We start from the raw sequence: 12,841 nt of genomic DNA on the forward strand, positions 1-12,841 counted from the left end.
TTAGCTGTTTTTTCGTTTTTGCACTTGTATACTAAACTCCTTTTCATACTTCTTACCATTTATATAGAAATCCCCCCATATTTTATATGTTCCTTCTTCTGGAAATGTAATACGATATTGTAATTGCTCATCCGTATCAACAGGAATGGCATATAAAAAATGTCCCCTCGTTTCATCAACGATATACAGCGCGTTAACTTCACCTCTCCCTGAATTTAATTTCAGTTTTTCTCCCTTTTTCGCTTGAAACTGAAAGGTTAATGTCGTTGCCTCATTCGGATGTAATGCACCAAATAAAAGAGACACTTGATGCTCTCCTATATTTTTTGTAAGTACAGTATCGACAGGTAGCTTCTTTTTATTCTTGTCCTTGTTTTTCTCCTTTTTTTCTTCACCAAAATCTTGCTTAGAAAATGATTCCACGGACTTGTTTTCATCTTCATACAAAAATATCGTGTGCTCTTCACCTTTTGCTACATCTGAAGATAGCTTATACGATCCATTTCCAGCAAATATAGGCTTCGTTTGTTGTATGTTTTTCAAATTCCCATCCACTATCACTGCTCGAATTTGATCGTTCACACCACGAACTTCATTATTCATTTTATTTAGCAATTGAAACGAAATATCGACTTTTTCATTTCCTTCTTTATTCTTCACATCCCATTTCACTTCTTGAACATCTCCGGTCGTTTCTACAGTTTCTTGATATTTTTTTATGTAAAATCCTCCTGCCACAATAAGTACTAGTGCAATAAGCCCAATGACAAGATTTTTCAAAATATCACCTACCATTTTTATTTTCTTTATCCATGCAAAACCTCTTAAATATATATTCTAGATTATGATTTATGAAATCCTCCTCTTTTGCACATATTACAAATAAAAAAGATTTTAATTGAAAGGAGTCGTAGTGTATAATGCAAATGATATTGATTTCTATCAATACATTATAAGGAGGATTTTTCATGAGTGTACATATTGAAGCAAAACAAGGCGAAATTGCTGAATCTATTCTATTACCTGGTGATCCATTACGTGCAAAATATATTGCTGAAACATTTTTAGAGGATGTTACTTGTTATAATAACGTGCGTGGCATGTTAGGTTTCACTGGAACTTACAAAGGAAAGCGTGTATCTGTTCAAGGTACAGGCATGGGTGTTCCTTCTATTTCTATTTATGTAAACGAATTAATTCAAAGCTACGGAGTGAAAAATTTAATTCGTGTTGGGACATGTGGTGCAATTCAAAAAGATGTTAAGGTACGTGACGTTATTATTGCGATGACGGCTTGTACAGATTCTAATATGAATCGCTTAACATTCCCGGGTTTTGATTTTGCTCCTGCTGCAAACTTTGATCTTTTAAAGAAAGCCTACGATGCTGGAACAGAAAAAGGATTACACGTTCGTGTTGGTAACGTATTAACAGCAGATGTATTTTATCGTGAGAGCATGGACATGGTTAAAAAACTTGCAGATTACGGTGTATTAGCAGTAGAGATGGAAACGACTGCTCTTTACACATTAGCAGCTAAATATGGTGTAAATGCATTATCTGTATTAACAGTAAGCGACCATATCTTCACTGGTGAAGAAACTACATCTGAAGAGCGTCAAACTACATTTAACGAAATGATTGAAATCGCTTTAGATGCAGCAATTCAGCAATAGTACACTAAAGAACTCGTCATACGTCTGGCGAGTTCTTTTTTATGCTAAAATACTTCTATAGTCACTGCACCTTCTCTTTATGTGACTTTCTATAAAAAACTACTTTAGAGAGAGACAGATTTATCCCCTCTACTTTTTTGTAACCTTTGTTATAATTAAGAAATCATTTATATTACAGTATTTTTCATACGAGGTGAAACAGTGAAGAACAGAAGCATCGTCTTTAAACTATTTTTATTAACATCAACTTTATTTACAATCATATTTCTCCTTTTTTTCCTTGGACAATCTCTATTTTTAGAGAAGTTTTATATTAATAAAAAAGTAAAAACCGTTCAAACGGCTTTTGAAAAATTCGTAGATAATTATGAAAAAAGCGACAAAAGTTTTGAGGAAATCAGAAAGCTAAAACAAGAATTTCACGATAAAACGAATGCTGAAATGCAATTTTTAGATTCTAACGGCATTATTAAAAGTGAAAACAATTACTACATTGAGGTAATTAACCCTAATAACAATAAAACCTATTCCATCCCACTTAATAATCTTTTAACACCCGAAGAATATAATAAATTCGAAAATTTAGGCTTAAAAAAAGAGGGCATGATTCACGTAGAGGGATTTTTACAAGATAATATAATAACGCCACTAGAACTGACGACTAATTATAATCGATGGCGAAATGAAAATGTCAATTCGGATTTTCAAACAATTAGTGGTAACCCCTCTAAAAATAGACTCACAAATCGATATAAAACTACGTCTCAGATCAGTTTTACCGGTGTGATATCTAAATTACATATCCCTTCCAAATCTGAGGTTCGCCTTGCAAATGATTTTGAAACATTACAAGCTGTTGAATATTTTGCAAGCACTATTAGACAAGGTACTTCTAATTCAAATCAATTAAACACGTATATTTTAGATAGTGGGGAAAATATAAAAAACAGTGTCTTTGTAAAGCCTATTATGGAAAACGGAAAAACTAAGGAGTACGCTTTTGTGATAGCATCTTTACAACCTGTTAATGAAGCGATGCTCGTTTTAAAAGATTATTATGTCTATGCCTTAATTATCGTGTTTCTCGTTATTATTTTGTTATCCTTCTACTACTCAAAAATCATTGTTAAACCATTAATTAAGATAAATCGTGTTACAAAAAAAATGGCAAACTTTGATTTTAGCGAGAAGTTACCTGTTACGGCAGACGATGAAATTGGCGGGTTATCAAGTGGTATTAATACACTCTCTGTAAATTTAAAAGATCGAATCGACCGATTAAATGTTGCCAATACAAAATTACAACAAGATATTGAACGCGAACGTCAATTGGAAAAAACGAGAAAAGAATTCATTTCTGGTGTATCTCATGAATTAAAAACACCACTTAGTGTTATTCGTAGCTTCGCTGAAGGTATTCAAGATGGCGTAAGTAAAGATACGACATATTATACAAATGTTATTTTGGAAGAGACAGATAATATGAACAGGCTCATTGTTGAAATGTTAGAATTAGCAAAACTAGAATCAGGTACGTACAAACTAGAAATGTCGACATTCTCGATTGGTGAATTAATTCAACAAGTCTATACAAAATTATTATTTAGCATGGAGGAAAAACATTTACAAGTAGACATCCATGCTGACTCTTCTCTATTTGTTAAAGCAAATCGTAGCCGTATTGAGCAAGTCGTTGTAAACTTACTTAGCAATGCAATTCGATATACTCCAGATGGTGAAAAAATACACGTCTCTATTATAGAAACGGAAGATACAGTGAAAATCAAAATTGAAAACACAGGTAATCCTATTCCAGAAGAAAGCCTTGAAAAAATTTGGGATCGCTTCTACCGTTTAGACGCTTCTCGTAGCCGTCATACTGGAGGTACTGGCCTTGGGTTATCCATTGTGAAAAACATTTTAGATCTCCATCACGCTGAATACGGCGTGTATAATACCACTAATAGCGTTGTATTTTATTTTAATTTACAAAAAGTAAAAGAAGTCAAATAATTTGTCTTAATTTCACTAGGAGTTCACATGAAATTCACACTCTCCCTTTATAGTAAGAAACAAGTTAATCCTTTCCTTTACACATATAAAAGAGGAGAGTGCGTGAAATGAAACAAGCAGGACAACCTATTCAAAATGAAAAACAATTAGAAACTATCAAAAATATACTTTTACAATCTTCGAAACGTGATGGCTTATTATTCGTATTAGCTGTAAATTCTGGCTTAAAAGTAAGTGAAATCTTACAATTAAAAGTTAGTGATGTAATCGATGAAGACGAAAATGTTCGCCATTCCATTTTATTTTACAATGAAAAAGTAAAGAAACATAAATGGTTTGCTGTAAATGAAGACTTACAGCACGCAATCGAAGACTACATGAAAGAACGTAAAACTTGGAAACGTAATGAACCATTATTAAAGTCTCAAAAAGGAACAAAGTCTATTACGAGACAACATGCATGGTACATTTTAAACAAAGCTGCAAAAGAAGTTGGATTAGAAGGGATTAGCTCACATACACTTCGAAAAACTTGGGGCTATTGTGCATACAAATCAGGTGTTGATATTGCATTTTTACAACACTTCTTTGATCACAGTACTCCATCCAAAACTTTAAAGTATATCGGTATTGCTTAATAACTCTTATACATAAAAAGGTTACCATTTGTAAATTTGGTAACCTTTTTTATGTTTCATATTCTCTTTTCTTGTCTTGTCTCTCCTATACTGTAGTGGTACTCTAATAGTAAGGGGGAGAAATTATGAACACATTAACAATTGAATTACCGAAAGAAACGGCTGAAAAACTTGATTTATTAAAGAAATCTTATGAAAAGAAAACAGGTGCTACAATTTCTGAAAGCACTCTCGTTCAAACACTTATCTCAAAGGAATTTATCCAAGCGATAACTCCTTTTGATTTACAACAAATCATCAATGGAAAAGAACAGCAGTAATTGCTGTTCTTTTTTTATTACTATTTAAAATATAAAATGAAACTTTAATCAGTGGGGGTTTTACTGCCGCAAATAGCGGGATAAAAATTTTTTTACTTATTTTCCGAAAAACCATTGACAATGATAATGATAACCATTATCATTTATTATGAAGCCAACAATTGATGAATCAACCAAACGCTCAGTAACATTGTTACCCCTCTTTTTCATATAGAAAGGCACTGTACATTCCCCCTGTTTGTACAGTGCCTTTCTTGTTTATCATCATTCAAACAAATTTAATTGCTCAGGCTTCGGCTCACCATATGTAATGTTCATCATTTTCATAAGCTGTTTCGCATTATCCGCTGCATCTCCACCCGAATTATTATTAAACAATACAAATATATCCTTCGTCTTCTTTTTCAATCGCTCTAATCGTTCTACCCATTCCGCCAATTCTTTACTATTATAACGATATAAACAGCGAACCGATCTCCAATTTTCTCCTTTATCCAGCCAACCATGAACATTTCGGCCATGAAAACGTATTAACGCCATGTCCGAGTTTGTTGCATCTAATATAAGCGGTACTGATCCTATTCCAGCCTGAGGCTCATCGCAAATTGTATGAATCCAGTTTTCTTTTTCTAAAAACTGTAACGTCTTATCTCTCATTTCTGGATAAAACCATGTTTGATTTCGAAATTCTATTGCACATGGTAAATCTTCCATTTTTTCTTTCGTGTATCGAAGTAAATCTACATTTTTCACTTTACAATCAAACCATGGTGGATATTGAAATAAAATCATTTTTAATTTATTTGTTTCTATTAAAGGAAGAATGGATTGTTTATACACATCAAACATCTCATCGAACGTAGAAAAAGGGATTTCCCCTTTCATATGTCCTGTCATTCCTTGATAGGCTTTTACTATAAAAGAAAAATCTTTCGGCGTTTCCATCGCCCATTTTGTATAATTCCGCGCAGGTTGTATCGCATAAAATGAACTATCTACTTCCACAATGGGAAAATGTTCACTATAAGTTCGCAATTTATTTCTATTTTCATAGGGATTTATATATAAAGAATCATGATCTCCCCACCCTGTCACTCCAATGAAAAGCAAATATATCCCTCCCTTTTTAACTTCACCTTCTATCCATTCTACTCACTTCCCGGACATTTCAGCTAATCAATTTCATTAAGTAGCCCCTTCTTTAAGAGTATCCGTATAAAAATATGATATACTAAATGGAAGAATTTTTAAATTGAGGGGTTATTTATTTATGCTTCCAAACGATGATATTGTATCTCATGAAAAACGAATAGAAGAACTAGAAAATAAAGTGCGGTTATATGAAGAGCTTGTGAATCAATTACCACATCATTTCACATACAAAAATCCACATATTGGTTTACAAATAAAGAAAACGAGAACGACTCACTCCATTCAAAACATACAAAAAGAGAATAAAAAGGCTGATTTTCAACTTACTTGCGATTCATTATTTTTATTTGAACAACTTGAAACATACTTTGTTCATATTTTTGATGCTTTTTCACATCATGTCACCTTTGTTGATAGTAAAGGAAATATAACTTTATGTAATCAAGCTGCAGCAGATGATTTTGGTGTAGTACGAAATGATATAATTGGAAAGCCAATTCAACAATTACTAAACTTGCCAGAAGAACAAATTAAAGCGATTGAAACATTAAGAACAGGAACAGAAATATATAATGAAGAAGTGTTAGACAAAAACTATGGTATTTTAAACAATCGAATTATTCGGGATTATAACGGAGAGATTTTTAGAGTTATTAGTGTCTTCCATTATTTAAACACAGAACGTGATGCAGAAAAATTTTCATTAGCAGGACGAATCGCAGCTGGGATTGCTCATGAAGTACGAAATCCCCTTACAACGGTACGTGGATACTTGCAATTTCTACAAGATAACGTTTCTCCATCCAATAAAGAATTGTTTAAAAGTCTACTCATTCCTGAACTAGATCGTGCAAATAGTATTATCACAAAATTTTTAGCCATTTCAAAAACACGTGAATTTACTAGAGAACCTTTTCCCATCAATACGTTTTTACGCGAATATATTCAACAACTACTTGCTAGTGAAGTTTTTTTACACAATATTTCTATTGACTATGAATTTTCTACGGAATTAGATGGTGTACTTGTCAATATCGATCGTCATGAACTTGTGCAAGTTTTTTTAAATTTATTTCAAAATGCTATCGATGCTCGAGGCGAAAGACCTCTTTCCATTCAAATCTCTAGTTATCGCCTAGATAACTTTGTTCGGATTACTTTCACAGATAACGGAACTGGGGTTCCTCCAGCTATTCAAGAATATATCTTTGATCCATTCTTCTCAACAAAAGATTCAGGAACAGGACTGGGCTTGTCAGTAACGAAGAAAATTATTCAAAATCATAACGGTACATTAAAAGTTACTAGTAATCACAGTGGGACAACTTTTACAATATCTATCCCATCGTTGCCCAAAAGAGATAGTTAAAGTGTCGATAAACAAAAACAGTGGGGGCAGTTTTTAACTGCCCCCACTGTTTTTGTTTATCTCATCATTTTCCTAAAAAACTATACAAAATGAAACTTTAATCAGCGTTTTTTGCATCTCCTACTGCTTATTAACCCTAACTAATCAGCCTTTTGCTAGATAGAAATCTTTCAATCTCTTTAATTCCCCTTACTAAGTAGGTAAAACCCTTATTTTTTTTGAAATAGTAGTTTGTCCATCACGAATTTAGTTTTATTTTCATTTTATTATATTGAGACTATTTATTCTATAAAAGAAAGGAATGAAAAGATGAACAATAAAAATAGAGGGAAAGTATTCTTCGGTAACGATTGTTGCGAAGTCCGGGCTTGTAGTTTTATTAACATCTCTAAATCTGAACTTAAAGAATTTATTAAAATCCTTCAAGCTCTTGGACAAAATATTAAAGATATATTCCAAAATCCTTCTCAAAGTAATATTGATAAACTTATAGCTACCCTAGATAATCTACAAAAATCCCTCAAATGTTTAGACTTATCACCTGCACAAGAAAAAATCGGAACTTCTATTATTACTCACCTATTAACTATTCTAAAAACAAAACCTTTCTCGTGCGGAGCATTATACGTTGAACTGCAAAGCCTGCTTAATTTTTTACTGTATATCGCTAAGTTATTTAAAGTTAATTGCTGTACTATAGACAAACTTATTAAGCTGATTATAGAAATCCAAACCATTTTAGTTAAATATGGCTCTGGTTGCCTTGGTGGAGGTGCTACTGGTGCTACCGGCGCTACTGGACCTCAAGGACTTCGTGGCGTTACTGGCGCTACCGGCGCTACTGGACCTCAAGGACTTCGTGGCGTTACTGGTGCTACCGGCGCTACTGGACCTCAAGGACTTCGTGGGGCTACTGGCGCTACCGGCGCTACTGGACCTCAAGGACTTCGTGGCGTTACTGGTGCTACCGGCGCTACTGGACCTCAAGGACTTCGTGGCGTTACTGGCGCTACCGGCGCTACTGGACCTCAAGGACTTCGTGGGGCTACTGGTGCTACCGGCGCTACTGGACCTCAAGGACTTCGTGGGGCTACTGGTGCTACCGGCGCTACTGGACCTCAAGGACTTCGTGGGGCTACTGGCGCTACCGGCGCTACTGGACCTCAAGGACTTCGTGGCGTTACTGGTGCTACCGGCGCTACTGGACCTCAAGGACTTCGTGGCGTTACTGGCGCTACCGGCGCTACTGGACCTCAAGGACTTCGTGGGGCTACTGGTGCTACCGGCGCTACTGGACCTCAAGGACTTCGTGGGGCTACTGGTGCTACCGGCGCTACTGGACCTCAAGGACTTCGTGGCGTTACTGGCGCTACCGGCGCTACTGGACCTCAAGGACTTCGTGGCGTTACTGGCGCTACCGGCGCTACTGGACCTCAAGGACTTCGTGGGGCTACTGGACCATCGGGCAAACCACTCCCTGTAACTATAGCAGCAATAGGAAATTCTAATCCACAAACTATATCACCTGGAACGAATATCCAATTTAATCAAGTTTTCGAACTAAATAATCTCATTTTTAATGACACTTCAGATACTTTAACTATTTTAGAAACAGGAGTATACGATATTAGTTTCTCAGCATCTACAACCTTCCCGGGTTCTTCACCATTTGGATTCGGTATTTCATTCAACGGTCAACCACCTACTCGTAATTTTTCAACTAACGTTATCGGTAGTGCGGTTTCTTTCTCCACAATTGTTACTTTAACAGCTGGTACAACAATCTCTGTACAACCTACAGTAAATACTATTTCCATCCCTAACACTGGTGACACAACAGCTACACTATCAGTCTTCCGAATTTACTAATTTTAGTTTTCATTTTATTTTTGAACGACCAAGAATGTTTGATTTATAGTAATTTGTATTATTTTGATTGCATGTTAAATCTTTCTTTTAATAAAAAGGAGCACTTATTTTGGAGGATAAGTGCTCCTTCTTTACGTTTCTTTACTTCAAATTTACTCTAGCTTAATCCTCTTTTTGTATGATGAATAGTGAAGACAAAGACATGAAAGAGGGATGACAATGCGAATTATATCACTGACACGTTTTTGGTTTGTTCTTATGGTATGCATAATTTTATGTATAGGGTTTCTTTTAACTCTAAACTATTCAAATGTTTCAAAAGCAGAAAGAAAAACAATTCCATACGAACTTCTGTATACAAAACAAAACAACATCCCGTATTCCTCTTCCACACAAAATGAAAAAAAAGTTATAAAAGGAATGCTTATTACAGAAGCTTCTAGTTATGAAAACCTACTTCAAATCGCTGAAACGATTAAAGATCAATATAAAAATAAAGACGTTGATGAAATGACACTCTCTATCCATAATGAAAATACTGGAAATTTCGAAGAGGAATTGCCATATGAACCTATTAGTAAAGGAATAATAACCGTCACGTATGATTCTCAATCCTTCGGTAGGACCAATGTTACGCTAAATAAATAAACTGAAGCTTTAATCCGTGGCGCTTTTCCCATCCCCACGGATTATTAAGTTAAACCCATCAAATTTTTATAGGCAGCTCGATTCTCACCTAACTTCTTTTCTGTTGCCACATTTTGAACCGAGATAAAACCGCTCATTTCTCATAAAAAAGAGGCGAACTCGTTATTCGCCTCTTTTTTTACCAAAATGGAATCCACTCTTTCACTTTATCTATCCATTCATTTTGCTGTTCTTTTCTTTGTTGTTCCTCTTCTTTTCGTTTTTTCTCTTCTTCTTTCCTTCGTTTTTCTTCCTCAATCGTTTTTAATTGTTTTGTATAATCCGCCTCAGGTATTAGTGATAACTGAAATGCCTTTTGAGTTGGATTTCCATTCGCTTTCTTCATAATATCCCGGAACATTGTCGTTGTAATTTGGCTGCCTCCTGGCACATAATGCTCACTATCCGTTTTATCATACCCTACCCAAATCGCACCTACTAAATCCGGTGTGTATCCAACAAACCACGAATCCTTCGCACCAGTGCTTGGTCCATTTACAAGCTGGGTAGTCCCTGTCTTGCCTGCGGTATCGATATTATTAACTTTCGCTTTTTCACCTGTTCCCCTTTCAATAACACCTTTTAATAAGTATGTCATCTTTTGGGCAACTTTCTCGTTCGTCACACGAGTTTCTTTCTTATACCATTTTCCAATTGTTTCCCCTTCAGCATTTTGGATTTCTCTAATGGCATGAGCTTCTACTTGGACACCATCATTTGCAAGTGCGCTATACGCTTGAGCCATTACAAATGGTGAAGTCCCTACATGCATACCTCCTAAAGCAATCGGATACGTATGGTCTTCAGGCTCTAATGGAATACCAAACCGCTCTAAAGATTTCAATCCTTTATCTAATCCAATTTTCTCTAATAGCCAAACTGCTGAAACATTATATGACTTTGCCACCGCTTCATACATCGTCACATTACCATGGAACGTATGATCACTATTTTGTGGTGCATATTCTTTAATATTAAACGGTTCATCTTTTAAGACATCGTATACTTCATATCCTTGTTCTAACGCTGGTACATACACTGCAAGAGGCTTTAACGTTGAACCTGGCTGTCTTTTTAATTGTGTTGCATGATTAAACTGTAAAAATTGATAAGGACCTCTGCCTCCAACTAAAGCCGGAACACCGCCAGTTTTTGGATTCATAAGGACCACTCCAGTTTGCATAAGCTGATCTGAGCCACTATCTTTAAAATAACTATCATTATTCACAACATCTTCAACCGCTTGTTGTTTTTTCGAGTCAAGTTCCGTATAAATACGATAGCCACCTGCTAAAATTTCATTTTGTGTTAATTCATACTTGTCCATCGCTTCTCTAACAATATAATCTACGTATTGAGAATATTTTCCCTTATATTTATCGTCAACACCACGTCGTAATACAAGACCTGATTCTTTCTCCTGGTTAAATTGTTCTTCAGAAATATATCCTTGCTCCTTCATTAAACCTAATACGACATTACGTCTTTCAATTGATTTATTAAAGTTTTTATACGGCGAATACGCAGATGGCGCTTTAATTAATCCTGCAATCGTTGCAGCTTCTGAAATCGTTAAGTCTTTTACTTCTTTATCAAAATAAGATTTAGCTGCTCTTTTTATCCCCCAAGCACCTTCACCAAAATAAATTTGATTCATATACATTTCAACAATTTCATCTTTCGTATAAGTACGTTCTATTTTTTTCGTTAGAAAGTATTCCTTTATTTTACGAGAGAATGTACGGTCTTGCGTTAAAAATACATTTTTCGCAAGTTGTTGTGTAATTGTACTACCACCTGCCACAACTTCTCCAGCTGTAATGTTCTTAAATACAGCACTTATAATTCCACTATAGTAAATACCATGATGACTAAAAAATTCCTTATCTTCTACTGCAACAATTGCTTGAACCATAATATCAGGAATATCTTTCCTTTTGACCCCTTCTGTTTTAGAAGAAGCTAATTTAGTCGCAACTTCATTATTTGCATCATAAATTAAAGTCGGTTGTGGAACAGCTTGTTTTAATTCAGATATATCTTGAATGGAAATTATTATATTTACAACAATAAATAGAGTAGCAAGTAAACTTCCCAATACAATTAATGAATTGCGTAGTTTCTTCCTCTTATTGAACCACTCAAGCGTTTTTTTTAAGTGAGTGTTCTTCAATTTCATTGGTTCACTTCCTTCATTTGTTTACACTCTTCTTTTTAAAAGGAAGAATATACCTCCTTTTAAATTTATTATAATAACGTAGTCGTTCCTATAGTGTAAAGCTTTTCTTTCACATTCATACTTTTTGCAAGAAAAGGACATTCTACAAGTAAGATATTCATTGTTGAGTATTAATATTATTAATACAACAATGAGAGTTATGTTAAGTTTTTGTAAACTTTTCGATAAAATGTTTTAAAAAACGACAGTTTTTTGTTAGAATTGATTAGCCAATATATTTTACATATATTACTTTTGTGGGGGTAACAATAATGGTCTTTAAATCAAAAAAAGATAAATTTTCTGAAATGCTTATGAACGTTTCCGAAAATTTAAAAGAAGGCGCGCAGTTTTTCGTGGAGTATAAAATTAAAAATGCTAGCGATTTAAAAGAATTTTCTATGCGCATGAAAGAGTATGAGTCAAAAGGTGACTCATTCATTCACGAAATCATTATGGAGCTAAACAAAGCGTTTATTACTCCTATTGAACGTGAAGACATCCTACAACTTGCAATGAGTATGGATGATGTATTAGACGGATTAGATCACAGTGCTAGTCTATTCGAAATGTATTCTATTACAGAAGCTGATGAATACATGATTAAATTCGTTGAAGCAATTAATCAATGTGCGATTGAGATTGCAAATTCTGTTGAACTACTTTCTAAAAAGAAATTAGTCGATATTCGTACAAATGCGATCAAGATTAAGGATTACGAGTCACAATGTGATGATATTCGCCGTCATGCGATTAAGCACTTATTCTCTCGTGAGAAAGATCCGATTAAGATTATTCAATTTAAAGAGATTTACGAAGAGCTTGAAGAAGTAGCTGATAGCTGTCAAAGCGTTGCAAACGTATTAGAAACAATCATTATGAAGAACGCGTAAGGAGTT

The 12,841-nt window shown here is 34.7% G+C and carries 11 protein-coding genes; 8 read left to right on the top strand and 3 right to left on the bottom strand.

Annotation, left to right across the window (positions count from 1 at the left end; all coding sequences use genetic code 11):
* The gene (locus tag MKX66_RS12305; protein WP_002141012.1) at positions 1 to 795 is read right to left on the bottom strand and encodes a hypothetical protein; all 795 of its coding nucleotides are present in this window, start codon (positions 793 to 795) and stop codon (positions 1 to 3) included.
* A gap of 173 nt (positions 796 to 968) precedes the next feature.
* Between MKX66_RS12305 and deoD the strand changes: the two genes are divergently transcribed.
* The 4 genes from deoD to MKX66_RS12325 all read left to right on the top strand — a co-directional run bounded on the left by deoD (position 969) and on the right by MKX66_RS12325 (position 4,647).
* Complete coding sequence (gene deoD, locus MKX66_RS12310) at positions 969 to 1,676, top strand: purine-nucleoside phosphorylase (protein WP_000110704.1); 708 nt, start codon at positions 969 to 971, stop codon at positions 1,674 to 1,676.
* A gap of 201 nt (positions 1,677 to 1,877) precedes the next feature.
* Positions 1,878 to 3,689, top strand: a complete 1,812-nt coding sequence (locus MKX66_RS12315) for a sensor histidine kinase (protein WP_002141011.1) — start codon at positions 1,878 to 1,880, stop codon at positions 3,687 to 3,689.
* Between the two features lie 107 nt (positions 3,690 to 3,796).
* The gene (locus tag MKX66_RS12320) at positions 3,797 to 4,327 is read left to right on the top strand and encodes a tyrosine-type recombinase/integrase (RefSeq protein ID WP_000806230.1); all 531 of its coding nucleotides are present in this window, start codon (positions 3,797 to 3,799) and stop codon (positions 4,325 to 4,327) included.
* A gap of 125 nt (positions 4,328 to 4,452) precedes the next feature.
* A complete protein-coding gene (locus tag MKX66_RS12325) occupies positions 4,453 to 4,647 on the top strand; it encodes a DUF3924 family protein (RefSeq protein ID WP_002011737.1) in 195 nt (64 codons plus the stop codon).
* 264 nt (positions 4,648 to 4,911) lie between these two features.
* Here the strand turns inward: MKX66_RS12325 and MKX66_RS12330 are convergent, their stop codons facing one another.
* Positions 4,912 to 5,757 (bottom strand): DUF72 domain-containing protein, encoded by an 846-nt coding sequence (locus MKX66_RS12330; protein ID WP_033708932.1) that lies wholly within the window; start codon positions 5,755 to 5,757, stop codon positions 4,912 to 4,914.
* Between the two features lie 160 nt (positions 5,758 to 5,917).
* Between MKX66_RS12330 and MKX66_RS12335 the strand changes: the two genes are divergently transcribed.
* From MKX66_RS12335 to MKX66_RS12345, 3 genes are all read left to right on the top strand, one after another.
* Complete coding sequence (locus tag MKX66_RS12335) at positions 5,918 to 7,168, top strand: ATP-binding protein (RefSeq protein WP_002030719.1); 1,251 nt, start codon at positions 5,918 to 5,920, stop codon at positions 7,166 to 7,168.
* A 309-nt stretch (positions 7,169 to 7,477) separates the two neighbouring features.
* Positions 7,478 to 9,037 (top strand): Gly-Xaa-Xaa repeat protein, encoded by a 1,560-nt coding sequence (locus MKX66_RS12340; RefSeq protein ID WP_341087645.1) that lies wholly within the window; start codon positions 7,478 to 7,480, stop codon positions 9,035 to 9,037.
* 219 nt (positions 9,038 to 9,256) lie between these two features.
* Complete coding sequence (locus tag MKX66_RS12345) at positions 9,257 to 9,685, top strand: hypothetical protein (protein WP_341086274.1); 429 nt, start codon at positions 9,257 to 9,259, stop codon at positions 9,683 to 9,685.
* A gap of 178 nt (positions 9,686 to 9,863) precedes the next feature.
* Here the strand turns inward: MKX66_RS12345 and MKX66_RS12350 are convergent, their stop codons facing one another.
* Positions 9,864 to 11,903, bottom strand: a complete 2,040-nt coding sequence (locus MKX66_RS12350) for a transglycosylase domain-containing protein (protein WP_002141000.1) — start codon at positions 11,901 to 11,903, stop codon at positions 9,864 to 9,866.
* Positions 11,904 to 12,214: 311 nt separating this feature from the next.
* Between MKX66_RS12350 and MKX66_RS12355 the strand changes: the two genes are divergently transcribed.
* On the top strand, positions 12,215 to 12,835 hold the full coding sequence (locus MKX66_RS12355) for a DUF47 domain-containing protein (RefSeq protein WP_002086688.1): 621 nt from the start codon (positions 12,215 to 12,217) through the stop codon (positions 12,833 to 12,835).
* Positions 12,836 to 12,841 lie beyond the last annotated feature (6 nt).

This window comes from Bacillus sp. FSL R9-9530, from assembly GCF_038008145.1.
Lineage (GTDB): Bacteria > Bacillota > Bacilli > Bacillales > Bacillaceae_G > Bacillus_A > Bacillus_A mycoides.